Annotated in this window: 30 protein-coding genes; 18 read left to right on the top strand and 12 right to left on the bottom strand. The window is 73.9% G+C overall.

What is annotated here, in order from left to right; translation table 11 throughout:
• Nucleotides 1-62: 62 nt before the first annotated feature.
• Both AB0H75_RS30035 and AB0H75_RS30030 read left to right on the top strand, forming a co-directional pair.
• The gene (locus tag AB0H75_RS30035) at nucleotides 63-665 is read left to right on the top strand and encodes a hypothetical protein (RefSeq protein WP_367801953.1); all 603 of its coding nucleotides are present in this window, start codon (nucleotides 63-65) and stop codon (nucleotides 663-665) included.
• A 66-nt stretch (nucleotides 666-731) separates the two neighbouring features.
• Entirely contained in the window at nucleotides 732-947 is a 216-nt protein-coding gene (locus tag AB0H75_RS30030) for a hypothetical protein (protein WP_367801951.1), read from the top strand.
• Between the two features lie 16 nt (nucleotides 948-963).
• Here AB0H75_RS30030 and AB0H75_RS30025 read toward each other — a convergent pair whose 3' ends face one another.
• Entirely contained in the window at nucleotides 964-1,902 is a 939-nt protein-coding gene (locus tag AB0H75_RS30025; protein WP_367801949.1) for a beta-ketoacyl-ACP synthase III, read from the bottom strand.
• 75 nt (nucleotides 1,903-1,977) lie between these two features.
• On the opposite strand from AB0H75_RS30025, the gene AB0H75_RS30020 reads away from it, so the two are divergent.
• Nucleotides 1,978-2,577, top strand: a complete 600-nt coding sequence (locus AB0H75_RS30020; protein ID WP_367801947.1) for a TetR/AcrR family transcriptional regulator — start codon at nucleotides 1,978-1,980, stop codon at nucleotides 2,575-2,577.
• Nucleotides 2,578-2,637: 60 nt separating this feature from the next.
• On the opposite strand, the gene AB0H75_RS30015 is transcribed toward AB0H75_RS30020, so the two are convergent.
• Nucleotides 2,638-4,875 carry an Orn/Lys/Arg decarboxylase N-terminal domain-containing protein gene (locus AB0H75_RS30015; protein WP_367801945.1) on the bottom strand — a complete coding sequence of 746 codons (2,238 nt, stop codon included), beginning with the start codon at nucleotides 4,873-4,875 and terminating at the stop codon, nucleotides 2,638-2,640.
• 192 nt (nucleotides 4,876-5,067) lie between these two features.
• On the opposite strand from AB0H75_RS30015, the gene AB0H75_RS30010 reads away from it, so the two are divergent.
• The 3 genes from AB0H75_RS30010 (at nucleotide 5,068) to AB0H75_RS30000 (ending at nucleotide 8,070) form a co-directional block, all read left to right on the top strand.
• A complete protein-coding gene (locus AB0H75_RS30010; protein WP_367801943.1) occupies nucleotides 5,068-5,733 on the top strand; it encodes a HEAT repeat domain-containing protein in 666 nt (221 codons plus the stop codon).
• A gap of 6 nt (nucleotides 5,734-5,739) precedes the next feature.
• Entirely contained in the window at nucleotides 5,740-6,744 is a 1,005-nt protein-coding gene (locus tag AB0H75_RS30005; RefSeq protein WP_367801941.1) for a MerR family transcriptional regulator, read from the top strand.
• Between the two features lie 99 nt (nucleotides 6,745-6,843).
• A complete protein-coding gene (locus AB0H75_RS30000; protein WP_367801939.1) occupies nucleotides 6,844-8,070 on the top strand; it encodes a cytochrome P450 in 1,227 nt (408 codons plus the stop codon).
• A 49-nt stretch (nucleotides 8,071-8,119) separates the two neighbouring features.
• Here the strand turns inward: AB0H75_RS30000 and AB0H75_RS29995 are convergent, their stop codons facing one another.
• Entirely contained in the window at nucleotides 8,120-9,013 is an 894-nt protein-coding gene (locus AB0H75_RS29995; protein WP_367801937.1) for an NAD-dependent epimerase, read from the bottom strand.
• Nucleotides 9,014-9,084: 71 nt separating this feature from the next.
• Here AB0H75_RS29995 and AB0H75_RS29990 point away from each other — a divergent pair, with 71 nt between their 5' ends.
• Nucleotides 9,085-10,017, top strand: coding sequence for a GlxA family transcriptional regulator (locus AB0H75_RS29990; protein WP_367801935.1), 933 nt, complete (start codon nucleotides 9,085-9,087; stop codon nucleotides 10,015-10,017).
• 51 nt (nucleotides 10,018-10,068) lie between these two features.
• On the opposite strand, the gene AB0H75_RS29985 is transcribed toward AB0H75_RS29990, so the two are convergent.
• Nucleotides 10,069-10,413, bottom strand: coding sequence for a hypothetical protein (locus AB0H75_RS29985; protein WP_367801933.1), 345 nt, complete (start codon nucleotides 10,411-10,413; stop codon nucleotides 10,069-10,071).
• Nucleotides 10,414-10,708: 295 nt separating this feature from the next.
• On the opposite strand from AB0H75_RS29985, the gene AB0H75_RS29980 reads away from it, so the two are divergent.
• Complete coding sequence (locus AB0H75_RS29980) at nucleotides 10,709-11,800, top strand: serine hydrolase domain-containing protein (protein WP_367801932.1); 1,092 nt, start codon at nucleotides 10,709-10,711, stop codon at nucleotides 11,798-11,800.
• 10 nt (nucleotides 11,801-11,810) lie between these two features.
• On the opposite strand, the gene pip is transcribed toward AB0H75_RS29980, so the two are convergent.
• Nucleotides 11,811-12,779 (bottom strand): prolyl aminopeptidase, encoded by a 969-nt coding sequence (gene pip, locus AB0H75_RS29975; protein ID WP_367801930.1) that lies wholly within the window; start codon nucleotides 12,777-12,779, stop codon nucleotides 11,811-11,813.
• A 74-nt stretch (nucleotides 12,780-12,853) separates the two neighbouring features.
• Here pip and AB0H75_RS29970 point away from each other — a divergent pair, with 74 nt between their 5' ends.
• From AB0H75_RS29970 to AB0H75_RS29960, 3 genes are read left to right on the top strand one after another with little or no spacing between them, the layout of a single operon-like run.
• On the top strand, nucleotides 12,854-13,408 hold the full coding sequence (locus AB0H75_RS29970) for a MarR family winged helix-turn-helix transcriptional regulator (protein WP_367801928.1): 555 nt from the start codon (nucleotides 12,854-12,856) through the stop codon (nucleotides 13,406-13,408).
• Complete coding sequence (locus AB0H75_RS29965; RefSeq protein WP_367801926.1) at nucleotides 13,395-13,652, top strand: hypothetical protein; 258 nt, start codon at nucleotides 13,395-13,397, stop codon at nucleotides 13,650-13,652. Before AB0H75_RS29970 ends, AB0H75_RS29965 begins: the two co-directional genes overlap by 14 nt.
• Nucleotides 13,649-14,047 (top strand): hypothetical protein, encoded by a 399-nt coding sequence (locus tag AB0H75_RS29960; protein WP_367801924.1) that lies wholly within the window; start codon nucleotides 13,649-13,651, stop codon nucleotides 14,045-14,047. The genes AB0H75_RS29965 and AB0H75_RS29960 overlap by 4 nt, the downstream gene beginning before the upstream one ends.
• A gap of 42 nt (nucleotides 14,048-14,089) precedes the next feature.
• On the opposite strand, the gene AB0H75_RS29955 is transcribed toward AB0H75_RS29960, so the two are convergent.
• Entirely contained in the window at nucleotides 14,090-15,049 is a 960-nt protein-coding gene (locus AB0H75_RS29955) for a LysR family transcriptional regulator (protein ID WP_367801922.1), read from the bottom strand.
• Nucleotides 15,050-15,175: 126 nt separating this feature from the next.
• Between AB0H75_RS29955 and AB0H75_RS29950 the strand changes: the two genes are divergently transcribed.
• Nucleotides 15,176-16,450 carry an MFS transporter gene (locus AB0H75_RS29950; RefSeq protein WP_367801920.1) on the top strand — a complete coding sequence of 425 codons (1,275 nt, stop codon included), beginning with the start codon at nucleotides 15,176-15,178 and terminating at the stop codon, nucleotides 16,448-16,450.
• Nucleotides 16,447-17,091, top strand: a complete 645-nt coding sequence (locus tag AB0H75_RS29945) for a cysteine hydrolase family protein (RefSeq protein WP_367801918.1) — start codon at nucleotides 16,447-16,449, stop codon at nucleotides 17,089-17,091. The genes AB0H75_RS29950 and AB0H75_RS29945 overlap by 4 nt, the downstream gene beginning before the upstream one ends.
• Nucleotides 17,092-17,235: 144 nt before the next feature.
• Here AB0H75_RS29945 and AB0H75_RS29940 read toward each other — a convergent pair whose 3' ends face one another.
• Nucleotides 17,236-18,168: an RNA polymerase sigma factor gene (locus AB0H75_RS29940; protein ID WP_367801916.1), complete on the bottom strand. Its 933-nt coding sequence runs from the start codon at nucleotides 18,166-18,168 to the stop codon at nucleotides 17,236-17,238.
• Between the two features lie 221 nt (nucleotides 18,169-18,389).
• Between AB0H75_RS29940 and AB0H75_RS29935 the strand changes: the two genes are divergently transcribed.
• Nucleotides 18,390-19,022 (top strand): TetR/AcrR family transcriptional regulator, encoded by a 633-nt coding sequence (locus tag AB0H75_RS29935; protein WP_367801914.1) that lies wholly within the window; start codon nucleotides 18,390-18,392, stop codon nucleotides 19,020-19,022.
• Here the strand turns inward: AB0H75_RS29935 and AB0H75_RS29930 are convergent.
• Complete coding sequence (locus AB0H75_RS29930; RefSeq protein ID WP_367801912.1) at nucleotides 18,985-19,584, bottom strand: TetR family transcriptional regulator; 600 nt, start codon at nucleotides 19,582-19,584, stop codon at nucleotides 18,985-18,987. The genes AB0H75_RS29935 and AB0H75_RS29930 overlap by 38 nt on opposite strands.
• 65 nt (nucleotides 19,585-19,649) lie before the next feature.
• Between AB0H75_RS29930 and AB0H75_RS29925 the strand changes: the two genes are divergently transcribed.
• Nucleotides 19,650-20,069 carry a nuclear transport factor 2 family protein gene (locus AB0H75_RS29925; protein WP_367801910.1) on the top strand — a complete coding sequence of 140 codons (420 nt, stop codon included), beginning with the start codon at nucleotides 19,650-19,652 and terminating at the stop codon, nucleotides 20,067-20,069.
• Here AB0H75_RS29925 and AB0H75_RS29920 read toward each other — a convergent pair.
• Both AB0H75_RS29920 and AB0H75_RS29915 read right to left on the bottom strand, forming a co-directional pair.
• The gene (locus tag AB0H75_RS29920; RefSeq protein ID WP_367801908.1) at nucleotides 20,054-21,049 is read right to left on the bottom strand and encodes a hypothetical protein; all 996 of its coding nucleotides are present in this window, start codon (nucleotides 21,047-21,049) and stop codon (nucleotides 20,054-20,056) included. The genes AB0H75_RS29925 and AB0H75_RS29920 overlap by 16 nt on opposite strands.
• A 325-nt stretch (nucleotides 21,050-21,374) precedes the next feature.
• On the bottom strand, nucleotides 21,375-21,944 hold the full coding sequence (locus AB0H75_RS29915; protein WP_367801906.1) for an STAS domain-containing protein: 570 nt from the start codon (nucleotides 21,942-21,944) through the stop codon (nucleotides 21,375-21,377).
• Nucleotides 21,945-22,239: 295 nt separating this feature from the next.
• Between AB0H75_RS29915 and AB0H75_RS29910 the strand changes: the two genes are divergently transcribed.
• Nucleotides 22,240-22,503: a hypothetical protein gene (locus AB0H75_RS29910; RefSeq protein ID WP_367801904.1), complete on the top strand. Its 264-nt coding sequence runs from the start codon at nucleotides 22,240-22,242 to the stop codon at nucleotides 22,501-22,503.
• A gap of 373 nt (nucleotides 22,504-22,876) precedes the next feature.
• On the opposite strand, the gene AB0H75_RS29905 is transcribed toward AB0H75_RS29910, so the two are convergent.
• Nucleotides 22,877-23,122 carry a hypothetical protein gene (locus AB0H75_RS29905; RefSeq protein WP_367801903.1) on the bottom strand — a complete coding sequence of 82 codons (246 nt, stop codon included), beginning with the start codon at nucleotides 23,120-23,122 and terminating at the stop codon, nucleotides 22,877-22,879.
• Nucleotides 23,123-23,325: 203 nt separating this feature from the next.
• Between AB0H75_RS29905 and AB0H75_RS29900 the strand changes: the two genes are divergently transcribed.
• Together AB0H75_RS29900 and AB0H75_RS29895 are read left to right on the top strand one after the other, a co-directional pair.
• Complete coding sequence (locus AB0H75_RS29900; protein ID WP_367801901.1) at nucleotides 23,326-23,841, top strand: NUDIX hydrolase; 516 nt, start codon at nucleotides 23,326-23,328, stop codon at nucleotides 23,839-23,841.
• A 104-nt stretch (nucleotides 23,842-23,945) separates the two neighbouring features.
• Nucleotides 23,946-24,338 carry a nuclear transport factor 2 family protein gene (locus AB0H75_RS29895; RefSeq protein ID WP_367801899.1) on the top strand — a complete coding sequence of 131 codons (393 nt, stop codon included), beginning with the start codon at nucleotides 23,946-23,948 and terminating at the stop codon, nucleotides 24,336-24,338.
• Nucleotides 24,339-24,360: 22 nt separating this feature from the next.
• Here the strand turns inward: AB0H75_RS29895 and AB0H75_RS29890 are convergent, their stop codons facing one another.
• The gene (locus tag AB0H75_RS29890; protein ID WP_367801898.1) at nucleotides 24,361-25,326 is read right to left on the bottom strand and encodes a VOC family protein; all 966 of its coding nucleotides are present in this window, start codon (nucleotides 25,324-25,326) and stop codon (nucleotides 24,361-24,363) included.
• Nucleotides 25,327-25,447 lie beyond the last annotated feature (121 nt).

The following is a 25,447-nucleotide window of genomic DNA, read 5'->3' as shown; positions in this document are numbered from 1 at the left end:
GTCCCCGTGACCACGCTGCTCGGCGGAGCCCGGAGAGGCGGCGGTTCAGCAGGAGGAGGCGGGTGTCCAGCCAGAGCAGAGGACGGCCGGGCTGGCTGCACGTCGGCGCGCTCGAACACCGCCTCCACCGCGCCTGGGACCCCGGCACGTTCCCGCCCGCCGAGATCCTGCTGTCGATCATGACCCTGTCCGCGATCCCCCGGGCGCTGGGCACCCGCCTGGCCGCCCACCTCGCCGGCGGCATCGTGGTCGGGCCGGGAGCGGTGCCGGACTTACCCGGCTTCGAGGAGCTGCGCGGCGTCCCGCTGCCGCTCCAGCAGGGCGCCTGGGAGCGCAGCGCCGGCGTGTACGACCCCAACCGGCGCCGGATCGGGGTCGGCAGCGTCCCGTCCCCCTCGGTGAGCGTGGCCGGGCACGAGATCGGGCACGCCACCGACCACCTGGACGCCATGCCCTCGCGCGGCCCGTTCTGGCGGCGGCTGCACGCCGCGCACGCCCCTGGCCTGGCGCCGCCCTACCGGCACGACCCCGGCGAGCTGTTCGCCGAGGCGTTCGCCTGCACGCTCGTCCGCAGGGCCCGGCGCCTGATCCGGCTGTTCGGCGGCGACGAGCACGCCGCCCAGCAGGCCTACACCTGGCTGGCGGGCCGCTACCAGATCGGCTGAGCCGGGCGGGAGCGGCGCGCTATGCTGGCAGGGGAAGTGATGCCCGCGACGGAAGGGACACAGCTCATGACGGCGATCATGCTGACCAGCGGTGTCCTCCGCGTCCCGGTCACCACGCGGCTGCCCGACGGCACCCGGGTCGACGGCACCCGCGACATCACCCCCGGCGCCCCCGACTACGACGCCTGGCTCCCCCACGCCGTGCCCGAGGAGTCCGCCTGGCACGGCGACCCCGACGACGAGACCATCCTGGCCCGCTGGCGCGCCGCCGCCAGCGCCTGACCCGCCGCTCGCGGCGTCAGGGGCAGCGGACGACCATTCCCGCGTAGGACAGGTTGCCGCCGAAGCCGAAGAGGAGCATCGGGGCGCCCGCCGGCACCTCGCCCCGCTCCAGCAGCTTGGCCAGCGCCAGCGGCACGCTCGCCGCCGAGGTGTTGCCCGACTCCGCCACGTCCCGCGCCACGATCGCGTTGACCGCGCCCAGCTTCTCCGCGAGGGGTTCGATGATGCGCAGGTTCGCCTGGTGCAGGACCACCGCCGCCAGCTCCTCCGGGCGCACGCCGCCGCGCTCGCACGCCTGCCGGGCGATGCCGGGCAGCCGGGTGGTGGCCCAGCGGTAGACGCTCTGGCCGTCCTGGGAGAAGCGCGCCGGGGTGCCCTCGATGCGTACGGCCCCGCCCAGCTCCGGCGCCGAGCCCCACACGACCGGCCCGATGCCGGGCCGCTCCGCCGCGCTCACCACGGCCGCGCCCGCGCCGTCGCCGGTGAGCACGCACGTGGTCCGGTCGGTCCAGTCGGTCACCGCGGTCATCTTGTCCGCCCCGACGACCAGCGCGTTCGTGGCGGCGCCCGCGCGGACGGCGTGGTCGGCCTGGGCCAGGGCGTGGGTGAAGCCCGAGCACGAGACGCCGAGGTCCATCAGGGCGGCCGCGGGCACGCCGAGCCGGGCGGCGACGCGGGAGGCGACGTTCGGGGCGCGCTCGGTCTGGGTGCAGGTGGCGACCAGGACGAGGTCGATGTCGGAGGGCGCCAGCCCGCTGCCGGCCAGCGCCTTGGCGGCGGCCTGCGTGGCCAGGTCCGCCACGCTCTCGCCGTCCGCGGCCACGTGCCGGGTACGGATGCCGACCCGGCGGCTGATCCACTCGTCGCTGGTGTCGACGATGGCCGCCAGATCGTCGTTCGTGAGGATCCGGGCCGGCTGGTAGTGGCCGGTGGCGACAAGGCGTGATCCGTTCATGGCCGGACTATAGCAACCGATCGTTCGGACGCTAATTGGGCCCGGGCCGTGGCGGGCGGGCGCTAACCTGATCGCATGAGCCCGCGCAGATCCGTTGCCGAGGCGCTCGGGACGCGGGCGGCCATCCTCGACCGCTCGGTCGCCATCGCCTCCGTGGAGGGGCTCGAAGGGCTGACCATCGGCCGCCTCGCCGCCGAGCTGGGCATGAGCAAGTCGGGCGTGCTCGGGCACTTCGGCTCGAAGGAGACGCTGCAACTCGCCGTCCTCGACCGGGCCGGGCAGATCTTCCGCGCCGAGGTCTGGGAGCCCGCCCTGCCCGCCGCGCCGGGGCTGGCCCGGCTGCGGGTGCTCTGCGAGGCGTGGATCTCCTACCTGGAGCGCGGGGTCTTCCCCGGCGGCTGCTTCTTCGTGGCCGCGGCGCACGAGTTCGACGGCCGCCCGGGAGCGGTGCGGGACGCGGTCGAGGCCAGGTTCGACGCCTGGCGAGGACGGCTGGCCAAGGAGACGCGGCGGGCCGTGGCGGCGGGCGAGCTGCCCGCGGGCACCGACCCCGACCAGGTGGTGTTCGAGCTGCTGGGCGCGGTCATGGCGCTCAACCACGCCCTCCAGCTCCACGGCGACCACCGCGCCGCCGCGCACGCCCGCCACGCCGTACGGGCCCGCCTCGGAGCCTGAGCCACCGGACGCCCGGCCGCGGACGGGATCAGGCGCGGGCGGGATCAGGCGCGGGCGGGATCAGTCGCGGACGACTTCCACCCAGTAGCGGCCGTCGCCGTCGCGGTGGGCGCCGTGGATGTCGGTGGCCAGGTCGGGAAAGGCCCGGTCGAAGCTCTCCAGGGCCCGCAGGTAGGTCATCAGCGGGCCGTCGGCCGGGCCGGTCGCCTCGCCGGGCATCAGCATGGGGATGCCGGGCGGGGTGACCACCACGGTGGCCGCGGCGACGCGGCCGGGCAGCCCGGACAGCGGGACCCGCTCGGTGCGGGCGCGGATCATCGCCTGGTAGCAGGCGGCCGGGGTGAGGACGGGCTCGGGCAGCGCGGTGAAGACCTGGTCGAGCAGGGTGCCCACCTGCGACTCGCGCAGCGTGCGATGGACCTCGGTGCAGAACTCCGGCAGCGAGACCCCGGGCGGCCCGAAGCCGGGCAGCACGTCGGCCAGGGCCTTGTCGCCGTCGTAGGCGTTCTTGAAGTCGGTCAGCGCGTCGATCAGGGTGCCCCACTTGCCCTTGGTGATGCCCATCGAGAACAGCACCAGCAGCGTGTGGTCGCCGGTCTTCTCCACCACGATGCCGCGCCGTTGCAGGTAGGCGGCCACGACCCGGGCCGGGATGCCCCACTCCAGGGTGCCCCGGGCGGCGTCCGCGCCCGGGCAGGTGATCGTCACCTTGATCGGGTCGAGCAGGGCGTAGCCCTCGCTCATGCCGTCGAAGCCGTGCCAGGCGGCCCCGGGCTCCAGGGTCCAGCAGCGCGGCTCGGCGCACAGCAGCGCCGGGTCGGCGTCGGCGAAGGGCACCTCCCGGCCGGTGTGCGGGTCGGTGACGGCGGGCGGCTGCCACAGGCCGAAGAACCACTCGGGCCGGTGGCCGTCGTCGCGGACGCGGGCGGCCAGCCTGGTCATCGCCTGGCGGAACCGGACCGCCTCGACGATCGCCTCGCCGGTCAGGAAGGGGCCCGACGGGCCGTCCATCATCGCCGCCGCCACGTCGAGCGAGGCGATCATCGGGTACAGCGGCGAGGTCGAGGCGTGCATGAGGTAGGTCTCGTTGAGGGCGTCGTAGTGGACCGGCGCCCGCGGCGACGGGCGCACGTGCAACATCGCCGCCTGGGACAGCGCGGCCAGCAGCTTGTGCGTCGACTGCGTGGCGAACACCGTGGGCCGCCCGGTGCCGGGCAGCGTGTGCTCGTCGACCGCCATGGCGTAGCGGCGCGCGTACAGCGGGTTGAACCGGCCGTAGGCGAACCACGCCTCGTCGAAGTGCACCCGCGGCACGCCGGCGCCCAGCAGCTCGGCGACGCGCACCGCGTCGTAGCAGACCCCGTCGTAGGTGGAGTTGGTGACGACCGCGTACGTCGGCTCGCCGGCCGCCAGCGGGTGGGCGGCCACGCGCGCCCGGACGGCGGAGGACTCCAGCGCGGCGGCCGGGATCGGCCCGGCCAGCCCGAGCCCGTTGCGCTCGGGCACCAGGTAGACGGGCCGGGCCCCGCTGATGGCCAGCGCGTGCTGGATCGACTTGTGGCAGTTGCGATCGACCAGGACGGTGTCGTCGCGGGCGATCGCGTGGTGGCCGACGATGCGGTTGGCGGTGGAGTTGCCGTTGACCACGAAGAACGTGCGCTCGGCGCCGAAGACGCGGGCGGCGTTGTGCTCGGCCTCCCCGATGGGGCCGGTGTGGTCGAGCGGCGAGCCCAGCTCGGCGACGGAGATCGACAGGTCGGTGCGCAGCAGCCGCTCGCCGTAGAAGTCGAAGAACGCCCGGCCGACGGGGGACTTCAGGAACGCCACGCCGCCCGCGTGCGCCGGGGTGTGCCAGGAGTAGTGGTGGTGGTCCTCCAGGTGGCGCAGCGCGCGGAAGAACGGCGGCAGGATCGCGTCGGTGTACTGCTCGGCCGCGTGCGCGATGCGCCCGGCGATGAACTGCGGGGTGTCCTCCAGCGGGAAGACGTAGCCCTGGATGACCTCGTACACCCACAGGGGCAGCTCCTGGTCCTGGGTGATCAGGAAGACCGGCAGGCCGCGGAAGCGCCTGGCCACCGCGCCCAGCAGGTCTTCGGCGCCGGGGACGTCCCAGGCGGCCAGGATCGCCGCGAGCGAGGCGTCGGAGCCGACCACGGCCAGGGCGTCGGCCGTGCGGTGGGTCCAGCGCACCTGGAGCCCGAGCTCGTCCATCGCCGTGCACACCCGGCGGATCTGCTCGGCGAGCGCCGAGTCGGCGTCGGGGTGTTCGGTGACGGCGGCCAGGACCGTTCGCTCCATGCGGCACTCCGGGGTCGGTCGAGGGAAGGCTGCCTCGGGGCGGGCGCCGCTCCGATCGTAACGCAAAGGAGCGGCAAAGGCACGCAAAGTGATAGTCGCTTGTCGGAGGTCCCTTGAGAGCTCCCGCGCGGCGCCGCCGGTTGACCTTGACACGGTGACAAGGTCTTCACTGCTGCCGAGGAGGTGGTCCGGATGACCACGCTGAACCAGGACGCGGACCTGGACCGGATGTTCCGGGCATTGGAGGACGGCAGCTCGTCGGTACGGCTGCGGGCGGCGCTGGCGGCGGGCACGGCCCCCGACCCGCGCCTCGTCGACAAGCTCGTCGAGCGGTGCGCGGTCGAGCCCGAGTTCCAGGTGCGCGACATGCTCACCTGGGCGCTCACCCGCCATCCGGCGTCGATGACCGTCCCGAGGCTCGTCGGCGAGCTGCGCTCGGAGCGCGCGCAGGCCCGCAGCCAGGCGTTGCACACGCTGTCCAAGATCGGGGACCGGCGGGCCTGGCCGGAGCTCACCCGGGAGCTGCTGACCGACGCCGACGACGAGGTGGCCAGGACCGCCTGGCGGACGGCGGTCGCGCTCGTGCCGGAGGGCGGCGAGCCCGAGCTGGCCGGGGTGCTGGTGACCCAGCTCGGGCGCGGCGGGCGCGAGGTCCAGCTCAGCCTCAGCCGGGCGCTGGTCACGCTCGGTGAGATGATCGTGCCGGCCCTGCGCGTCGCCGCGGCCGACCGCGACCCGCGCGTACGCCGGCACGCGACCGCCACGGAGCTGCTGCTGCGCGACCCGGACGCCGGGTTCGCGTTCGCGGTCGAGGAGGCGAAGCGCGTTATGGCCCTGGGCGTCGACAAGGAGGAGTGACCGGCGGTGTTGATCGGCGAGGTGGCGCGGCGGTCCGGGGTCAGCGCCCGCATGCTCCGGCACTACGAAGCGCTCGGCCTGGTGCGGCCGACGGGCCGCACCGGGTCCGGCTACCGGGAGTACTCCGGCGAGGACGTCCGGCGGATCTTCCACGTCGAGAGCCTGCGCTCGCTGGGGATGTCGCTGCGCGAGGTCAAGCGCGCGCTGGACGATCCCGGCTTCGCGCCCGCGCAGCTCGTCGGCGACCTCGTCCGCCAGACGCAGGAACGCATCGCCGCCGAGACCGAGCTGCTCACCCGGCTGCGCCGGATCGGCGCCGCGGAGCCGGCGGGCTGGGAGGACGTGCTCCGGGTCGTCGCGCTCCTGCAGGGACTGGGGGCCAAGAGCGCCGGCCGGCGCCAGCGCGCGGCCCTGTCCTCGGCCGGGGAGGTGCCGGTGGAGGCGCTGGTCGAGGCCGTGCTGAACGAGGCGGACCCCCACGTCGCCGGAGCCCTCCGGTGGGCTCTGGCGCGCGCGGGCGACGACGGCGCGGCGGCGGCGCTGCTGGCGGCGGGCCTCGGCTCGCCGGCGGCCGAGGTGCGCGAGCGCGCCGTCCGTGCCCTCGCCGAGCTGCCGGGCGGGCCGGCGTCCTGGCCGCTGCGGGACGCCCTGACCCATCCCGACGCCACGGTCCGCGGGCACGCGGCCCTGGCCCTCGGGGCCCGCGGGGTGGCCGACGCGATCCCGGCGCTCATCGACCTGGTCGCCGCCGGGGCCAACGACGTGGACGCCGCCGACGCGCTGGGCGTGCTGGCCGGCGATCCCGCGCTGGCGGACCGGATCGTCGCCGGGCTCGCCGGCCGCCTCGCCGGCGACGCCGCGGAGCCGCCCGCCCGCTCGCGGCTGGCGCAGGCGCTCGCCGGCATCCCGGGCGCCGCGGCGTCACGGGCCCTCGCCGAGCTGGCGCACGACGAGGACCGCGCCGTCGCGCTCGTCGCGGCGTACGTCCTCGGCACCCGTGACGAACGGTGACGGATCCATGACCGCGACGTGCTCCCGTCTTGACCCCCGGCCGGCCGTTCCATACGTTCCGAGCGAGCGCGGTGGACGACGGCACGCCCGGAGGCGGCTATGGAAGACCAGCCCGGCACCAGTCAGACCTGGCCCGACCTGCCCCCGGGCCCCTACGGCACCCTCTCCCCCGACATCCCCCGCCGGCACGCCGAGGCGCCGATGGAGCCCGCCACGCTGCCCAGCGGCGACCGCGTCCCCATGATCGTCCGGTACGCGGACGTCCGCGCCCTGCTCATGTCACCCGCCACCAGCCGCAACCTGCGCCTGCCCGGCCTGCCCCGCCTGGTCCGGGGCCCGTTCCTGGACGACGACCCCGCGTCGCTGCTCAACCAGGACCCGCCCGAGCACACCCGCTGCCGCCGGATCACGCACGGCACGTTCACCCCCAGGAACATCGAGCGCTGGCGCTCGCGCGCCGCCGCCATCGCCGATGAGCTGATCGGCGCGGCCGGCCCGGAGTTCGACCTGGTCGCCGACTACGCGCTGCCGCTGCCCGCCCGCGTGATCTGCGAGATGCTGGGCGTCCCGACCGAGCGTTACGTGCAGTTCCTCGGCTGGACGGAGCTGTTCCTGACCACCAGCGAGGAGCGCAACGAGGCCAGGATCGAGGGCATGGCCGCGTTCCTCGACTACACCAGGGAGCTGATCGAGCAGCACCGGGCCGAGCCCGGCGACGACCTGATCGACCTGCTCGTCGCGGCCCGCGACGGCGGCGACGGGCTCAGCGAGGACGAGCTGGTCACCCTGGTGTTCACCCTGATCCTGGCCGGCCACGAGACCACCGCATCCATGATCATCCGGGGCGCGTTCAGGCTGCTGTGCCACCCCGACCAGTACGCCGAGCTCGTCGCCCGCCCCGAGCTGCTGGAGCCGGCCGTGGAGGAGATCCTGCGCCACGAGGGCCCCGGCAGCAACGGCATGCTGCGGCGCATCACCGCCGACGTCGAGCTCTCCGCCGGTCCCGTGCCCGCCGGCAGCGTCGTCCTGCCCAACCTCTTCGCCGCCGACCACGACCCTGCGGTGTACGAGGACCCGCTGCGGTTCGACATCCACCGCTTCGCCGGCGCCCCGCCCGCCCCGCACCTGGCCTTCGGCCACGGCCCGCACTTCTGCCTGGGCTCGCACCTGGCCAGGATGGAGCTTCAGGAGGCCTTCCGCGCCCTGGTGACCCGGCTGCCGGGGCTGGCGGCGCGGGAGGACCTGGCGGCCGTGCGGTGGACCGAGGCCGCCTTCGTCCACCGCCCGGTCCGGCTCCTGGTCAAGGCCGGTCGAGGGGCCGGTTGAGGGGCCGGTCGAGGGGCCGGTTGAGCGGGCCGGTCGAGGGCGGGCCGGCTCAGGGCAGGAGCTCGCGCAGCACCTCGTCCACCGGGCTCGCGCCGACGCCGAGGACCTTCTCCGTCTCGCCGGAATCGACGATCATGGGCCACCCCGGCTTGAACAGCACTTCGTGCAGCTCCGCCCAGAACGGGTCCGTCAGCGAGAGCAGGGTCAGGTCCCGCTCGGTGAGCCGCTCCATCCGCGGTTCCGGCGCCCCCGCGAGCGCGGCCAGCCGCCCGGCCAGCTCGCGCACCGACAGGGTCACGGCGGGCACGTGCCACGCCCTCCCGTACGCCTCCTCGTGGCGCGCGGCGGCGACCAGCGTGCGGGCGGTGTCACCGGCCGCCGAGTACGCGTGCGGCACGTCCAGCTCCTGCGGCACCAGCGCGAGCCGCCCGGCCAGCACGGGCCCCTGCACCATGAGGCTGAACAGCGAGTAGGTGCCCGCGCCGTAGAGCTGGGCGGCGCGCACCTCGGTGACCCGCACCCCCGAGGAGGCGGCCTCCTCCCACATCCGGGCCCTGGTCCGCCCCTTGGGGCCGGTCGCGGCCAGCGGCAGATCGGGCGTGAGCGGGCCGTCCACCGGGCCGTAGGCGTACAGGTTGCCGAGCATCACGTAGGCGGCCCCGGTCCGCCGCACCGCCGTGAGCAGCGACGCCGACAGCGCTGGGAACCGTTCCGGCCAGGCGTGGTACGGCGGCGCGGCCGTGGTGAACACCGTGCCGGCCCCCTCGGCCAGCTCGCTCAGCCGATCGGCGTCGGCCGCGTCCGCCGCCACCCTCTCGACGAGCGGGTGCTCCGGCCCGCCGCCGCTGCGGCTGATCATCCGTACCCGCTCGCCGTCCTCGGCCAGCAGCAGGGCGGTCCTCGACGCGGTGGCCCCGCGTCCCACGATCACTTGGAAGGTCATGGCGACCACTGTGCCGATCCGCCGCGAGGTGAGATAGTGGCCGGAATGCCAACTATCCGGAAGATCTGGCCATGCACCGTATCGCCGTAGTCGTCGTGCCGCCCGTGCTGAGCTTCGACGTCTCGATCCCCTTCATGGTGTTCGGCAGCGTCCCGCAGTACGACGTGCGCGTCTGCACGGCGCGGCCCGGCCCGATGTCCACCGTCAACGGCCCCGACGTGCTCGTGGCGGACGGCCTGGAGGCGACGGCGGACGCGGACACCGTGATCGCCGTCGGCAGCGGCGGCGAGCCGGCTCCCCCGGCGGTCCTCGACGCCCTCGGCAGGGCCGCGGCGCGGGGAAAGCGCATCGCCTCGCTCTGCACGGGCGCGTTCGTCCTGGCCCAGGCCGGCCTGCTCGACGGCCGCCGGGCCACCACGCACTGGGGCCTCGCCGGCGACCTCGCCGCGCGCTTCCCGTCCGTGGACGTCCGTCCCGACGTGCTCTTCGTCGAGGACGGCGGCGTCTACACCTCGGCGGGCGCCGCGGCCGCCATCGACCTGTGCCTGCACCTGGTCAGGCTCGACCACGGGGCGGCGGTGGCCAACACGGCCGCCCGGCTCACGGTCGTCTCCCCCGTACGTCCGGGCGGCCAGGCCCAGTTCATCGAGACCCCGCTGCCTCCCGAGCGCGGCACCTCGCTCGCCGCCACCCGCGCCTGGGCCCTGGAGCACCTCGACCGCCCGCTCGCCCTGTCCGACCTGGCCCGGCACGCCGGGATCAGCGTCCGCACCCTGACCAGGCGCTTCCACGCCGAAACCGGCCAGAGCCCCCTCCAGTGGCTGCTGCACCGCCGTATCGACCGGGCCAGGGAGCTGCTGGAGACCACCGAGCTGCCGATGGACCTGGTGGCGGAGCGCAGCGGCCTCGGCAGCCCGGACTCGCTCCGCAAGCACCTGGTGAGCCGGGTGGGCCTCACCCCCACGGCCTACCGCGCCGGCTTCACCCGCGTACGCACGCCATGAGGCCGTCGGGCCCGCCCGGGATGGTCACCCGGGCGGGCCCGTCCCGGCGTTCTACGATTTACACGTTCGCCGGCCCGCGTTGAAACCGGCGGTGAAGCCGATGTCGTATGCCTCGTCGTCGGATATTCTTCCGCTCTGGCGGGGCCGGCCGCATTTCACGCCGGTCTCGAATCCGTCGGAGTAACCGTTCGCGCAGATTCTCTTCTGCTTCTTCTTGAGGCTTTTGCAGACGGGCGGCACGGCCCCCGTGGCCGCCGTGACGTGAATGTCCGGGCCGCTCACCTGCGCCGGGATGATCGAGGCCTGCGAGGTCCCGGTTGACCCGAGCACGAGAGCGGCGATGAGCGGACCGGTCAGGAGCAGAGTTCTTCCGTGCATCTTCGTCTCCCTTCTCATGAAGACGAACCTTCGGGAATTTCTCTTCCTTCGAGAACGCGCGCCGTCCCCGGCGACGCGTTCTGTCATCGTACGTGCATTCACCGGCCCGGCCAGGGGGCTTGCTCCACCATGAACGCACTTTTGCTTACCGGCGGCACGTCCTCGAAAGCTTGACCGGCGCGCGGGCGTATCAGCGGCCGTGTCAGCACAGCGACGGCCCGCCGTCAGGGCGGCCGGAGACGGTGGAGCCATGAACGACGCAGCCACTGCCCGTTCCGCCGGTTTCCGCACCACCCCTGAAGGAGCACCCGCCATGTCCACCACCCTCATCGACCAGGACCGTCCCGAGCTGCGCGCGATCATGCGGGAGATGGTCGAGTCCGGCTTCGTCGGCGTGACGCTGCGCGTCCACGACGAGCGCGGCACGTGGACCGCCGCCGCCGGACTGGCCGAGCTGAACGGGACCACCGAACCGCCGATCGACGGGCACGTCAGGATCGGCAGCAACACCAAGACCTTCATCGCCACCGCCGTGCTGCGCCTGGTGGCCGAGGGCCGGATCGAGCTGGACGCACCCGTCGCCGGCCACCTGCCCGAGTTCGGGCTGGACGAGCGGATCACGGTGCGGATGCTGCTGCAGCACACCAGCGGCATCTTCAACTTCACCGGCGAGTACTACGAGGACGGCACGTTCGTGCCGGGCACCCCCGCCACCCCCTCGGGCAAGCCCTGGGCCGACGGCCGCTTCACCACCTACCGGCCCGAGGAACTGGTGAAGCTGGCGCTGTCCAAGCCGGCCCGCTTCGAGCCGGGCACCGACTGGAGCTACGCCAACACCAACTACGTGCTGGCCCGGCTGCTGATCGAGAAGGTCACCGGCCGCCCGCTCGCCCAGGAGATGCACCGGCTGATCCTGGGCCCGCTCGGCCTGACCGGCACCTGCCAGCCCACCGCCGAGAGCGACCTGCCCGCCCCGCACGCCCACGCCTACTACCGCTACCAGGAGCCCGGCGGCCAGGAGACGGTGCTCGACGTCACCGAGCACAACCCGTCCTGGATCTCCAGCGGCGGCGACATGATCTCCACCACCCGCGACCTGCACACCTTCGTCACCGCCCTGCTGGGCGGCGAGCTGCTGCCCGCCGAGCTGCTGGCCCAGATGTGCACCCCGGAGAGCAAGGCCGGCTACGGGCTGGGCGTGTTCGTCCAGCCGGCCCCCGGCGGCGGCACCCTCATCACCCACAACGGCGGCATCGCCGGCCACGCCGCGCTGATGTACGCCACCCCCGACGGCCGCACCACCCTGACCGCCGCGCTGAACTACGTCGACGACCCCGCCATGTCGATGGGCGCGGCCTTCCAGCAGGCCACCCAGCGCCTCGTCACCGAGGTCTTCGGCCGCTGAGGACGCGGGCTCAGCCCTGCCGGGGCGGGGAGAAACGCTCGACGGCCTCGCTCAGCACCTCGCTGAACGTCCCGCTGCCCGTGTGGCCCGAGTCCTCCACCACGTGCAGCCGGGCGTCCGGCCAGACCAGGGCCAGCTCCCAGGCGGTGCGGATCGGGCTGCCCATGTCGAGGCGGCCGTGGACCAGGGCGCCGGGGATGCCGGCCAGCCGCCCGGCGTCACGCAGCAGCGCGCCCTCCTCCAGCCAGGCGGCGTTGGCGAAGTAGTGGGCGCAGATGCGGGTCATGGCCATGACGGCGTCGGCGGGCCGGTCGCTGTAGGCGTTGGGCTTGCCGTTGGCCTCCTGCGAGATGACCGCGTCCTCCCAGGTGATCCAGTCCTGGGCCGCCTTCTCGCGTACCTTCGGGTCGGGGTCGGCCAGCAGCCGCGAGTACGCCGACAGAACTCCGAACACGTCCCCGTCGCGGTCGGCCTCGGGCACGCCCCGCACGAACCGCTCCTGCGCCTCGGGGAAGAACCTGCCGACGCCCCGGTAGAGCCAGTCGATCTCGGAGCGGCGGGTCATCGTGACGGCGGGGATGACGATCTCCGACACCCGCTCGGGATGGGTCTCGGCGTAGGCCAGGATCAGCGTCGAGCCCCACGACCCGCCGTACAGCAGCCACCTGTCGATGCCGAGGTGCTCGCGCAGCCGCTCCATGTCGGCGATCAGGTGGTGGGTGGTGTTGTGGGTGAGGTCGGTGGCCGGGTCGGCGGCGTGCGGGCGGCTGCGGCCGCAGTTGCGCTGGTCGAACAGGACGGTGCGGAACCGTTCCGGGTCGAACCTGCGGCGGGCGCCGGTCGAGCAGCCCGACCCCGGCCCGCCGTGCACCACCACGGCGGGCTTGCCGTCCGGATTGCCGCAGACCTCCCAGTAGATGAGGTTGCCGGCGCCGACGTCGAGCATGCCGTGCTCGTACGGTTCTGTCGAGGGATACACCAGGGGGTCCTCTCCGCGAGGTGACGGCGCTTCGACAAGCGGGGTTGTTATCGTAGCGCTGTTATATTAGTGCTGTGACATCTCCGGACCCCACCGCGACGCCTGATCCCTGGCGCTCCCTGCACGAGCTTCTGGCCGCGATGGACGCCGAGATCGAGCGGGTCTACCTCGAACGCGGCCTCAAGGGGGTGCGGCCGCGGTTCGCCTATCCGCTGATCAGGCTCGCTCACATCGGGCCCCTGACCATCCGCGAGCTCGCCGAGTCCCTGGGCCGCTCGCACTCCGCGATCAGCCAGACCGTCGCCGCCATGCGCAAGGAGGGCCTGGTCACCTCCGAACCGGGACCCGACGCCCGCACCCGGCGGATCGACCTGACCGAGCGCGGCCGGGCGCTGGTGCCGTTCCTGGAGGCGGAGTGGCGCGCCACCCACGAGACGGTCGCCGAGCTGGACGGCGAGCTGCCGTACGCGATGACCGCCGTGGTCGAGGACGCGCGGCGGGCGCTGGAGCGCCGGTCGATGGGGCAGCGGATCCTCGACCACCTCGTGGAGCCGCCGCGCCCGGGACAAGCCGTTCCCTACCAGGTAGGGTGCGGGTATGGCGCAAAAGTTCTCCATGAGCCTTCCTGACGAGGTGTACGAGCTCGTCAAGGAGATGGCGGAAAAGGAAGGCACCACCCTCTCCGGCTACCTCGCCTCCCTGGCCAAGGAGCGCGCCGACGCCGACCGGGCCTCGCGCGAGCGGCTCGCCCGCCTCACCGCCAAGGACCGCGCGGCCGACCCCGAGGGCTACGACCGCCGCAAGGCGGAGATGCGCGAGCGCATGCACGCCGCCCAGCGGGCCGCGACGGAGAAGAAGGCCGGCCTCGCGTGATCGCCGGATACGTCGCCGACCTCACCGCCATCGTGCGGCTGCTGGCCGGCGACGAGGAAGGCGCGGACGCCCGGACCGCTCTTGAGGTGCTGACCGAGGACGGGCACGCCCTGCTCCTGCCGGTCACCGCGTTCGCCCAGGCGGCGATCGTCGCCGACCCGGATCCCGCGCAGCTCATGTGGCTGTTCGGCTTCCGCTCCTGCGTCATCGACAACCTGACCCGGCAGGAGATCTTCCGCGTCGTCCGCCAGGCCAGGCACGCGCCACGCCCCCTGGAGGTGCCCCTTCACCAGGCCCACACGGCCCACCTGGCGCTGGAGCGCGGCTGGCCGGTCCTCACGGGGGACGCCGCGAGCTGGGCAGGTTACGGCCACCTGGAGTTCTTCCAGGTGTAGGGCCGGGCAGGCGCCCGCCGGGACGCGAGGCTCCGGGCGGGGTCACGGACTCGCCGTACGGAGCGGTGTCCAGGGCGGCGTCCAGGGCGGTGTCCAGGTGCCCGAGGCGTCGCGGCCGGTCGTCGTGGTGGCGAGGTGGGCGCGCAGGGTGGCCAGCGCGGGGTGGGGGTTGTCGCGATGCCACAGGAGCGAGTGCGGGTAGACGGGCGTCGGGCCGGTCACCGGGACGCGGCGCAGACCGTGACCGGCGGGCCAGACCAGGCGGGTCCGCGCGCCCATGAACGTGGCCAGGGCCGGGGTGTCGGCGATGGTGTCGAGGAGCGCGTCGGAGCCGAAGTTGGGGCCGGTGGCCTCGATGGAGAGGCCGAACTCGGCGACGAGGCCGTCGTAGTAGGCGGCCCACTCGGTGCCGGGGACGATGCCGGGCATCCAGACCCGGTGCCCCGCGAGCCGGGCGAGGCTCACCGACCGGGCGCCCGCCAGCGCGTGGCCGGGGCCGATGAGAAACTGGAGCTCCTCGTCGAGCACCCGGGCGTGCGCGATGTCCTCGGGGAGGGGCCGGCCGGGCACGCCGACGGCGCGGAAGGAGGCGTCGATCGTCCCGGACCGGAGGGCGGCGACGGCCTTGTCCATGTCGAACAGCATCACCACGTCCAGCTCGACCTCGGGGTGCGCGTGGTGGAAGGCGCGCATCAGGCCCGACTGGGCGCTGCGCGAGGTGAGCACGTCCACGCGCAGCGGGCGGCTGCCGGCGCGTACGGACGCGACCGCGCGCTCGGCGGCGCGCAGCAGCTCGCGGGCGTGCGGCAGGAACGCCTGCCCATCGATGGTGAGCCGGGCGCCGCGCGGGGTGCGGGTGAACAGCCGCACCCCCAGCTCGCGCTCCAGCACGGCGATGCGCTTGGAGGCGGCCTGCTGGGTGATCGCCAGCTCGGCGGCGGCCTCCTGGAACTGCCCCGCGTCGGCGGCGGCGACGAAGGTGCGCACGGTGTCGAGGTCCATGCGGACACCCTAGGGACACAACGATCGGTTGTGCGGTAGCGGCCTCGCGGTTGTTTGATCCGCTAGTAGGGCTCGCGCTTTGATGCATGCGGTCAAGCGTCGGTTGTGCGGGCGGGGGCGAGCGGCATGAGGAGCGGGCGGCGGCTGGGGCGGCTGGGACGGCGGTTCGGGTGGCTCTGGGCCGCGTACGGGACCAGCGCGCTCGGCACGTGGCTGGCCTTCGGCGCGTTCCCGCTGATCGCGATCCAGGTGCTGCACGCCGGGCCGGCGGAGGTCGCGGCGCTGTCCTCCGTGGGGGCGGCGGCGGGCGCGGCCGTGGCGGTGCCGCTCGGCCCGTGGGTCGAGTTCCGCCGCAAGCGGCCGGTGCTGATCGCGGCGGACCTGGTGCGGTTCGCGGCGCTGCTGACGGTGCCGGTCGCGTTCGCGCTCGGCGTGCTCACCTTCGTCCAGCTCCTGCTGGTCTCGGTCGTGGTCGCGGCGGCCGACATCACCTTCCGCGCCGCCTCCGGCGCGTACCTGAAGGCGCTGCTGCCGGCCGGGGACCTGCTGGTGGCCAACGCCAGGTTCGAGTCCACGACCTGGACGACCACGATCGTCGGGCCGCCGCTGGGCGGCGCCGCGATCGGGCTGCTCGGCCCGGTGGCGACGGTGGTGGCCGACGCGGCCAGCTACCTGCTCTCGGCCCTCGGCATCCGCGCGATGGGCGGCCGGGAACCGCGGCCGGAGCGGCCGGAGCGGCCCGAGGGCACGCGCGTGCGGGCCGGCGACCTGTTCGACGGCTGGCGCTCCATCCTCGCCGACGCGACGCTGCGCCCGCTGTTCCTCAACACCGCCCTGTTCAACGGCCTGGTGATGGCCGCCGACGCGCTGCTGGCCGTCCTGATGCTCGGCCGGCTCGGGTTCGCGCCGTGGCAGTACGGCCTGGCCTTCGCCGTGCCCGCGGCCGGCGGGCTGCTCGGCTCGCGGCTGGCCAGGCCGCTCACCGCCCGGTTCGGGCAGTACCGGGTCCTGGTCGCGTCCGGGGTGCTGCGCGCGGTCTGGCCCGCGGGCCTGGCGTTCGCGGGGCCGGGCACCGGGGGGCTGCTGCTGGTGATGGGCGTCGAGTTCGGGCTCATCCTCTGCTGCGGGATCTTCAACCCGGTCTGCGCCACCTACCGCCTCCAGCTCACCCCGGCCGGCCGGGTCACCCGTACGCTGTCCGCCTGGTCGGTGACGACCAAGGCCGCGACCGCGCTGCTGACCGCCGTCTGGGGCGTGCTGGGCGGCCTGCTCGGCCCGCGCGCGGCCATCGGCCTGGCCGGCGTGCTCCTGCTGGCGACCCCGCTGCTGCTCCCCCGCCGCCCGGCCGCCCCCGTTCCCGGCGTGCCGGAACACCCTCGTTACCCCCAGGAGAGAAGATGACCGACCCGACCCCTCCGGAGCTGGACCCCCGCGCGACCGCGCTGCTCGTCCTGGACTGCCAGCGGGCGACGCTGGCCGCGCTCCCCGAGCCGGCCGGCGCCGAGGCGCTGGTCGCCCGGGTGGCCGGCGCCGTGGCCGAGCTGCGCGCGCACGGCGCCGCCGTCGCCCACGTACGGGTCGGCTTCACCGAAGCCGACTGGGCGGCCACCCCGCCGGGCAACAGGACCTTCTCCGCCGTCGCCCGGCGGCGCCTGCTGCACCACGCCGACCCCGGCACCGCCTTCCACCCCCGGCTCGTCCCCGGGCCCGGCGACCTCACCGCCCGCAAGACCCGGCTCGGCGCGCTGTCCACCACCGGCCTGGACCGGCGGCTGCGGGAGCGTGCGATCACCACCCTGGTCGTCGCCGGCCTCACCACCAGCGGCGCCGTGCTGTCCACCGTCACCGACGCCGCCGACCGCGACTACCGGCTCTACGTCCTGTCCGACGGCGTCGCCGACCCGGACCCGGGGACCCACCGGGCCCTGATGGCCGGCGTGCTCCCCCGGCTGGCCCACCTCGTGGACACCGCCGCGCTGCGCTCGCTCCTGCCGGCCGATCGGGGCCGAGCCGGCCAGGTGCTCCCGGGCTCCCGGAGATGAGCCGCCGCGCGCCCATGCGCTGGGCCTGGCGCGGCGCCGCCTCCTGGACGCCCGGTTTGGCGGTCTCGGGCGTGTCGGTGAGGGTGGGCGTCCCCGCCACCCGGAGGCCGGCACCCGGGTGACGGGGAACCGGCGGCGCCCTTCTCAGCCGAGGTGGTCCCGCAGCGGCAAGGAACGGCTCGGGTGGCGCAGCTTGCCCATCGTCTTGGCCTCGATCTGGCGGATGCGTTCCCGGGTGACCCCGTAGACCTTGCCGATCTCGTCCAGGGTCTTCGGCTCGGCGCCGGTCAGGCCGTAGCGCAGCGCGATGACGCCGGCCTCCCGCTCGGTGAGGCCGTCCAGGATCGCGCGGAGCTGGTCGCGCAGCAGCTGATGCTCCACGGCGTCGGTGGGGTCACCGGCTCCGGTGTCCTGGATGAGGTCGCCCAGCTCGGTGTCGCCCTCGTCGCCGAGCTGGAGGCTGAGGGAGACGGGCTCGCGCGCGTAGCCGCGGATCTCCTCGACCTTCTCGGCGGTCAGCTCCACGCGCGGCGCGATCTCCTCGTCCGAGGGCTCGCGGCCGAGCTCCTGGAACAGCTCGCGCCGCGCCCGCGCCACCTTGTTGATCAGCTCGGTCATGTGGACGGGGACGCGGATCGTCCGGGACTGGTCGGCCAGCGCCCGGCCGATGGCCTGCTTGATCCACCAGGTGGCGTACGTGGAGAACTTCAGCCCCCGCCGGTGGTCGAACTTCTCCACCGCCCGGATCAGCCCCATGTTCCCCTCCTGCACCAGGTCCAGGAGGGGCAGGCCGCGTCCGAGGTGGCGCTTGGCGAGCGAGACGACCAGGCGCAGGTTGGCCTCGACCATCCGGTCCTTGGCCAGGCGGCCGTCGGCGGCGATCCACTCCAGGTCGGACCGGTCCTGCGGGGACAGGGTGCCGCGCTCGCGGTCGAGGCGCTCCTGGGCGAACAGGCCGGCCTCGATGCGCTCGCCGAGCGCCACCTCCTGCTGGGCGTCGAGCAGCCGGATCCTGCCGATTCGCCTGAGGTAGTCGGCGACCTGGTCGGTGCTCGCGGTCATGGTGGTGGCTGCCAAGGGGACCCTCCCGGGGTGGGTGGACGAGCGGTGGGCTGCGATGGTGCCGGTCGGCCCGGCCGGGCTCGGGATCAGGGCGCGGAACGCCGCGGGACGGCGGTGGTGGGGACGGCGGGCGGCTCGATCTGGATCGGCTCTCGCACGGGCCTCCTTTCGTCTGGACGATTTTTACAACAGTGGTAAGATTATGTCGAAGGCAGGCAACCGTCAAGAGGAAATTTATGTCGGACGTAAAAATCTTCGGCCTGCGGGAGCTGAAGAAGCGGGAGACCCGCCAGGAGATCTCCAACCAGGCCACCCGCCTGTTCATCGAGCGCGGCTTCGAGGACACCACGATCGCCGAGATCGCCGAGGCCGCGCGGGTGGCCAAGAAGACCGTCACGAACTACTTCCCGCGCAAGGAGGACCTGGCCTTCGACCACCACGAGGACTTCGTGGCCGCCCTGGCCCGCATCGTGGCGGGCAGGTCACCGGGCGAGTCGGCCCACGCCGCGCTCAAGAGGGCCTACCTGGAGGCCGCCGGCCGGCAGGACCCGATGCTCGGCTTCACCCACGACGGGTTCGGGCAGATGATCGCGCAGTCGCCGACGCTCGTGGCGCGCCTGCGCGAGCTGCTGGAGCAGCAGGAGGAAGCGCTCGCCCGCACGCTGGCGGCGGAGACCGGCGACCAGGGGACGCGGCCCCGGATGGCGGCGGCACACCTGGCCGCCCCCTACCGGGTCCTGCTCCACCGGATCATGGAGCTCACGCTGGAGGGGGTGGACGACGCGCGGATCGCCGAGACGGTGAGCGAGTCCGCGCGCGAGGCGTTCGACCTCATGGAGCCGTCGCTCGGCGGCTACGCGGTCCGGTGAGGACCGGCGCCAGCACCGCGCGGGCGGCCGCGAGGATCAGCTCGTCGATCGCCGGTGGCGGCGGATGCCCCGCCAGCAGGTGACGCCGGACCGCGCCGTAGGGGATGTCCACCACGGCGAAGGTCAACCTGTCCCCGGTGAGCCCGGGGTGCCGGGCGACGAAGGAGTCCACGGCGTCCGCGAGCCGGCCGTCCAGCGTGTCGAGGTCCTCCCCCAGCTCGGCGGGCCACGTGGCGGCCAGCTCCCGCCGGCGGTGCAGCAGCAGCAACGCGGCCTCGGCCGGATGGTCGCGGCACCACCTCGGCGTGTGCAGGGCCGCCGCCTCGGCGTCGCCGGCGGCCAGGGCGGTCACGAAGCCGCGCTGGAAGTCGTGGGCGGTGCGCGTCCACAGGGTGGCCAGCAGGAGATCGTGCGATCCGAACCGGTGGTACAACGACCCGATCGGCGCGCCGAGCCGGGCGGCGATGGCGGTCATCGTGGCGGCGGCGGGCCCGCCCTCGGCCGTGATGGCCAGGGCCGCGTCCAGGATCTGGTCCCGGCTGAACTTCGGCGATCTTCCCACTGGCTGCCTTCCCGTGTAATAGTGGCACCATTCTAGAATAATTCCTCACAAAAGGGGTGGCGGGTATGGCATCCGAGGTCATCGAGGGCTTCTACCGGGCGGCCCAGCTCGCGGACGGCGCCGCGATCCTGGACCTCCTCCATCCGCGGTTCGAGGCCCATACCGCGCCGGGCATGCCCTGCGGCGCCGGCGGCGCCTTCCACGGGCCGCGGGACGCGCTCGTCCGGGTCTGGGGCGCGGTCTTCGCCGCCTACGACACCGCGCCCTACGCCGAGACCTGGCACGAGACCACCGACGGGATCACGGTGGTCACCGGGCACTACCGGGGCACGGCCCGAGCCACCGGCCGGACGTACGAGGCGGAGTTCGTCCACCTGTGGCGGGTCACCGACGGGCGCATCTCCTGGCTGCACCAGTACACCGACACCGCCCGCTGGCCCGATCCCCTCGCCCCGGCGACCGGGAGCGGTCACGACAAGCGGTAGATCCGGCCGGCCCACACCCAGACCCCGCGCCCGTCGGCCGTGGGACCCATCTCGTCCAGCAGTTCCAGCCCCCGTGGCGCCGTGATCCGCTGCCAGCCGCCCGCGCGGAGCACCACCTCGGGCCGGCGGTCGGAGCCGAACCACACCGCGCCCGAGGCATCGGTGGCCACGTGCTCCAGCCGGGCCGGCTCGACCGGCAGGTCCACCCGCCGCCACCGCTCGCCGTCCCAGTGCAGGGCGAAGGTCCTGAGCGTGCCGTACACGTGGCCCACGCACTTGGCGGCGTGCGAGCGGACCTCGGCCGATGCCCAGACGCCGCCGGCGGCGTCGGCCGCCCAGTCGGTGATCTCCACGGCGGGCGCGGTCCATCTGGTGCCGCAGGCGCCGGACATGCCGCCCTTGGGGGTGGGCGGCAGGTTCTCGGCGGGGAGCGCGGTCGGCGTCCACTGGCCGCCGTCCCAGTGCATCGGGGTACGGCGGTCGCCGCTCAGCGCCCAGACGTCGTCGCCGCCCGCGGCCAGCAGCCGTACGGCGGCGTGCGGCGTGTCCTGGCGATGCCACCTCGCGCCGTCCCAGCGCCAGGCCCGCTTGCCCGTGCCCGCGACCCACACCTCGCCGTCGGCGGCCACGGCGGCGTCCACCAGGCGGCCGGCCGAACGGATCGGGTGGTCCTTCCAGCGGGTCCCGGAGATCCGCCAGGCGTGGATCGTCCCGCCCTTGCCGGCGAACGCCCAGGAGCGGCTGATCTCGGCGTTCTTCGCGCCCGCGAAGGCGGCCGGAGCGGTCATGGTGCGCCAGGTCCGGCCGGTCCAGCGCGTGACGCGCCAGACCGGGCGCTTCTCCCAGTCGAGCGCGATCGCCAGGCCGCCGTCGATCTCATGATCCTTCGTCAGGAAGGCGGGGCTGTCGGACGTGGTCCTCTCCCACTTCGGGGCCGGGGCGACGGCAAGGGACAACGCGAGCACGACATTGAGGATCATGGTCCCTATTGTGGGCGCACAAGGACCGGCTCTTCCGGCGAAACGGGCGAACGCTCCCGTGCGGGCGCCGGTTCAGCGGCGTCGCGGTGGAGCCCGGTGGAGCCGGCGCGCGATCGGACGGCACTTCGAAAACCGGTACCCGTCGCCGCGCGTCCGGTCACGGCGCGGCCCGTCACGGCGCGTCCGGTCACGGCGCGGCCCGTCGCCTTGGAGGGGGGCGCCGTCCGCGCGAACCCGCCGGAGGGTCGGCCCTCGCCCTCCGGGGACCGGAGATGGCGTCGAGCCGGGCGGGTGGGCGGGGACCAGCGCAGTCGGGAGGCCGTCGTCAGCCGGACGCGGCCCGGCTGGAACCGCCGTTCGCGGAACCGCCGTTCACGGGGCCGCCGTTCACGGGGCCGCCGTTCACGGGGCCGCCGTTCACGGGGCCGCCGTTCACGGGGCCGCCGTTCACGGGGCCGCCGTTCACGGGGCCGTCATCCGTGGAGCCGTCGTTCGCAGAGCCGTCGCCGGGGAGATCACCGATCTCCCCGGCGGCCGCGGCCGCGACGGCGGCCAGGGCCTGGCCGGTGTTGTCGTGCAGGTGTACGCGCTCGCCCAGCCGGGTGATCGTGACCAGGCGGGCGGGCGGGCCGTTCAGGGCGGCCAGGTGGATGGCGCCACCGTGTCGCTCGGCGACGGTGAAGGCTTCCAGCAGGACCCGCAGGCCCATGCTGTCCATGAAGGTGACCGCGGCCATGTCGAAGATCAGGTGATCGTCGGGCCGCCGGCGGACCTGGGCGATGAAGCGGTGCAGGCCCGGAGCGCTGGCCAGGTCGATCTCCCCGGCCAGGGTGATCACGGTCGCGCCTGGATGGTGTTCGTGGTGCGTGAGGAGCGGAGGCATGGGATCTCGCATGAAGTCCCTTCTGTAGTGAGCGGCACAGGCAGTCGCCTGTGGTCGGATTTCCTCCCAGCCTAGAGGCCGGAAATGATCCTTACCGGATATGAGGGCAGGTGGTGTGCCGGATTCCCAGCGGGGCGACAAAAGCGGCGCCCGTTCCGTTCTCCGGCGGCGGCGTCACCGCGTCGAACCAGGGCCGCGGCCCCGGCGATGGGCTGTCGAGCAGCACCGCCCGGTCCGGCCAAGTGGTGGCGATCCCAGGGTATCCAGTTCTCGGGATGCCCGTGGTGTTCGGTCACCCTGCTCCCCCATGCCGCCGGGCCAGGCGGCCGCCGCCTCAGGCCCGCCCGCGACTCACCGACCCTCGCGCCCGTGCTGCCCGCACTCGCCGATCCGGTGCGCCTGGAGCCCGTACGGCGCGCCCGGGAAACCGGGCTCGACCGGTGCCGCCCTCGCCGAGGGCCTGGACGTGCCGAAGTCCTCCAACCACTGGCGCGTCACACGCGAGGCCGGGCTGATCAGCACGGCCGTGGACGGCGGCACCACCGGATCCGGCCACGCGCCGGCGACCTGAGTGGCCGTTTCCCGGGCCCGCTCGACGTGACCCCGCCCTTGGCCGGGGCCGGCGCCAGGGCCGCGGCCGGGACGGCGGGCGGCGGTCCCGCCCGAAGCGACTCAGCGACCGTAGCGACCAGGCTCCGGACATAGACGACCGTGCCGCCTCCCTGCCCTCTCTCGACGGCACGAGCGGACCGGCCAGTCGCTACAGTCGCTGCGGACCAGCCGTACGACCACCTGCGAGCGCAGCCTCCGCTCCCCTGCCACCGCGCCCGCTCCCACCGACCCCGTACCCACCGACCCCGTACCCACCGACCCCGTACCCTCCGCGAGCCGTGGCGTCGGCGGCAGCCGCCCGGCCTCCGCGCGTGGCCGGGGCGGCGCGCTTCTCAGCCGTCCTCGCGCGCCGCCCCGTCCAGAAGCTTCCCGAGGTCGCGGAGCCTGCGGGCGCCCTCGGCCAGGTCCTCGGCGGCGGACCGGCGTACGTCGGCCACGCTCGCGCCCAGGGCCCGTGACGCGGGCAGGTCGCCGAAGATCGACGGATCGACGGGCGGGAGCGCCCGCGCCAGGGTCTCCAGCGCCTGTGCCACGGCCCGGCTCTCCTGCCCGCTCACGTGCCGGGACCGCTGACCCATCGGAACCCCCTCCAAGCGACCCTGTCCGGCGGAACGCCGTTCCGGGCCTCCTCACCGCCCGCCGAGCCATTCGACCACGTGGACGCGGCCGGCGAATCCGTCGATCGACTGGCCTCGGTCCGGGTTCTCAGAGCTCCCGGTACGGGCACCGCACGACGCCCGCCGGACGCCGGGGAGCGCGACCCCGCGCTTATCCTGCAAGCATGATCGACCTTCCGCGAGATCTACCGACAGTCGAGCGGCACGTGGTCCGTCTGGTCGTCCGCGACACGGCCGGCCGCATCCTGCTCTTCCACACCAAGGACCCGACCATCCCCGAGAAGGGCACCTGGTGGGAGCTGCCGGGCGGCGGCATCGACCCCGGGGAGACGTACGTGGAGACGGCCGTCCGCGAGCTGCTGGAGGAGACCGGCATCCGCGTGACGGCCTCCCAGGTGGGCCGCCCGACCTGGACCCGCGACGCGAGCTTCCCCTACCGGAGGACCCGCCTGCTTCAACACGAGGTGGTGGCTCCGGTGCAGCTCGACCTCGCGGCGCCCGCCGTCGACGGCTCGGCGCGCGTCGGTTTCGAGGACGAGGACTACTTCGACTTCCGCTGGTGGCCCGTCGCCGAGGTACAGGCCAGTACCGGCCTGTTCTATCCGCGCAGCCTGCCGGCGAACCTCGGGCCCTTCCTGGCCGGCGAGACGATCGACGAGCCCCTTGAGCTGTGGCTGTAGGAAGGCCCGGCCGACGCCGGTCGCGACGCCGAGGCAGCCGGCCGCCCCCACGGACGCTCACCCCGGCCCTGCCGCTCCACCACACGTTCTGGTTGACTGTGCGGATGAACGAGGCGTACACGACCGAGGATCTCACCAGCGCTCTGCGCGAGGCGGAGCGGCGCTTGCAAGCGGCGCAACTGGCGGGCGACGCCGACGCCCTCGACGATCTGCTCGACGACCGGCTGATCTACACCGGAGGCCCGGACGGCGCCCGCTACTCCAAGCAGGACGATCTGGAGATCCAGCGATCGCGCAGGCAGAAGCTCTCGAAGGTCGAGGAGGAGGACCTGGTCGTCCTCGTTGACGGGCACACCGGCGTGACGTGGTTCCGGGGCGCGCTGGAGGGCACCTTCGACGACGTGCCTTTCGCCGCCCGCCTCAACTTCACCCGGACCTGGATCCACCTTCCGGGCTCAGGCTGGCGGGTGATCGCCGCCCACGCCAGCCCCGCCTGAACGCCTGCGGGGTCCGGCCTCCTCAACGCTCCTGACGAAAGATGATCGCGACGCCCAGCGCGGCATCGGCGGGCACGAACACGTCCTCGGGGCCGGTGCGGACGACCGGCACGCCGTTGTCGCGCAGGAGCTCTTCGGCGATCGGAAGATCGCGTACGGCCACCGCGTAGGCGACGAAGGCAGGCAGGACCGCAGGGCGCTCGCCGGGCAGCAGGTCGGTCAGCGCCGAGGCGGTGACGACGGTGACGCCCGCCCGGTCGAAACGCGCCGTCCGGCCAGGTCGCGCCGGGCCGAAGTATGCCTCGTAGCGTCGCTCCCACTCGGGCAACGCCGGGTCGGCCACGCACAACACGCATTCGACCAGGCCCGTGGCGCCGTTGGGATGGTCGGCGTGCTGCTGCCGGTGCCGGGGCGCCTCGGCCGGCGTGTTCTCCGCGAACCCGATCCTGCCTTCCGGCACGCGTCCAGGCGGCAGGCGAGGGTCGGTGATCTCCAGGTAGCGGGCGGGCTCCATGCGGGTCCCCGTGGGGGTCTCGACGGGCCGCTGGATGTCGTGGACGCCACCGTGGCCGACGCCATCGGCCGTCAGCCGGTCGGCCACGCGGTCGATGTCGGGCGTGTCGACGATCATGATGTGCACGCCTTGGAAGCGCCGCAGAAAGGACACGATGTTGGCCGCGGTGGCGCGGACGGCAGCCCTCAGCCCCGGCAGCTTGTCGTCGGGCACCCGCAACGGGATCGGGCGCGCGTCGCCGGGCAGGCGGTCGGCGTCATCGATGACGGCCACCAGCTCGACGAAACCGCGCGGGAAGTACACGTGGGTGTTGGCCACTCCGAACGGCTGCGCGGGGCCTCCCGGCGTGACCGGCAGGACAGGATAGGCGGGGGCGGCCACGGTGAAGCCGAGTCGCCGGTAACGCTCCATCGCCTGGTCCAGGTCCCGTACGACGTGGCCGACGTGGTGCAGGCCGGTGACATCCTGGCCCATGACGGGCACCTCCGGATCCTCTGCTTAAGAGCCGACTCCTTTATGAGAGTACGCTCCCATTTCAGGATCCGACAGCCCTTCCTGCGCGGACGGAAGCGGATCGCACGGGCGCGGTCGGACC

Source organism: Nonomuraea sp. NPDC050783, assembly GCF_040802095.1.
Taxonomy (GTDB): Bacteria; Actinomycetota; Actinomycetes; order Streptosporangiales; family Streptosporangiaceae; genus Nonomuraea.
Note: the sequence above shows the minus strand (reverse complement) of the source record. Positions and strands in the feature narration are given on the sequence as shown.

Coding starts and splice junctions, on each gene's coding strand:
- AB0H75_RS29950 (WP_367801920.1), top strand. CDS start 15,176: ATGAGGAGCGGGCGGCGGCTGGGGCGGCTGGGACGGCGGTTCGGGTGG.
- AB0H75_RS29955 (WP_367801922.1), bottom strand. CDS start 15,049: ATGGACCTCGACACCGTGCGCACCTTCGTCGCCGCCGCCGACGCGGGG.
- AB0H75_RS29910 (WP_367801904.1), top strand. CDS start 22,240: ATGCCGCCGGGCCAGGCGGCCGCCGCCTCAGGCCCGCCCGCGACTCAC.
- AB0H75_RS29980 (WP_367801932.1), top strand. CDS start 10,709: ATGTCCACCACCCTCATCGACCAGGACCGTCCCGAGCTGCGCGCGATC.
- AB0H75_RS29990 (WP_367801935.1), top strand. CDS start 9,085: ATGCACCGTATCGCCGTAGTCGTCGTGCCGCCCGTGCTGAGCTTCGAC.
- AB0H75_RS29915 (WP_367801906.1), bottom strand. CDS start 21,944: ATGCGAGATCCCATGCCTCCGCTCCTCACGCACCACGAACACCATCCA.
- AB0H75_RS30000 (WP_367801939.1), top strand. CDS start 6,844: ATGGAAGACCAGCCCGGCACCAGTCAGACCTGGCCCGACCTGCCCCCG.
- AB0H75_RS29905 (WP_367801903.1), bottom strand. CDS start 23,122: ATGGGTCAGCGGTCCCGGCACGTGAGCGGGCAGGAGAGCCGGGCCGTG.
- AB0H75_RS29935 (WP_367801914.1), top strand. CDS start 18,390: ATGTCGGACGTAAAAATCTTCGGCCTGCGGGAGCTGAAGAAGCGGGAG.
- AB0H75_RS30010 (WP_367801943.1), top strand. CDS start 5,068: ATGACCACGCTGAACCAGGACGCGGACCTGGACCGGATGTTCCGGGCA.
- AB0H75_RS29995 (WP_367801937.1), bottom strand. CDS start 9,013: ATGACCTTCCAAGTGATCGTGGGACGCGGGGCCACCGCGTCGAGGACC.
- AB0H75_RS29945 (WP_367801918.1), top strand. CDS start 16,447: ATGACCGACCCGACCCCTCCGGAGCTGGACCCCCGCGCGACCGCGCTG.
- AB0H75_RS29985 (WP_367801933.1), bottom strand. CDS start 10,413: ATGAGAAGGGAGACGAAGATGCACGGAAGAACTCTGCTCCTGACCGGT.
- AB0H75_RS29920 (WP_367801908.1), bottom strand. CDS start 21,049: ATGATCCTCAATGTCGTGCTCGCGTTGTCCCTTGCCGTCGCCCCGGCC.
- AB0H75_RS29890 (WP_367801898.1), bottom strand. CDS start 25,326: ATGGGCCAGGATGTCACCGGCCTGCACCACGTCGGCCACGTCGTACGG.
- AB0H75_RS29965 (WP_367801926.1), top strand. CDS start 13,395: ATGAGCCTTCCTGACGAGGTGTACGAGCTCGTCAAGGAGATGGCGGAA.
- AB0H75_RS29900 (WP_367801901.1), top strand. CDS start 23,326: ATGATCGACCTTCCGCGAGATCTACCGACAGTCGAGCGGCACGTGGTC.
- AB0H75_RS30020 (WP_367801947.1), top strand. CDS start 1,978: ATGAGCCCGCGCAGATCCGTTGCCGAGGCGCTCGGGACGCGGGCGGCC.
- AB0H75_RS30025 (WP_367801949.1), bottom strand. CDS start 1,902: ATGAACGGATCACGCCTTGTCGCCACCGGCCACTACCAGCCGGCCCGG.
- AB0H75_RS29895 (WP_367801899.1), top strand. CDS start 23,946: ATGAACGAGGCGTACACGACCGAGGATCTCACCAGCGCTCTGCGCGAG.
- AB0H75_RS30015 (WP_367801945.1), bottom strand. CDS start 4,875: ATGGAGCGAACGGTCCTGGCCGCCGTCACCGAACACCCCGACGCCGAC.
- AB0H75_RS30030 (WP_367801951.1), top strand. CDS start 732: ATGACGGCGATCATGCTGACCAGCGGTGTCCTCCGCGTCCCGGTCACC.
- AB0H75_RS29925 (WP_367801910.1), top strand. CDS start 19,650: ATGGCATCCGAGGTCATCGAGGGCTTCTACCGGGCGGCCCAGCTCGCG.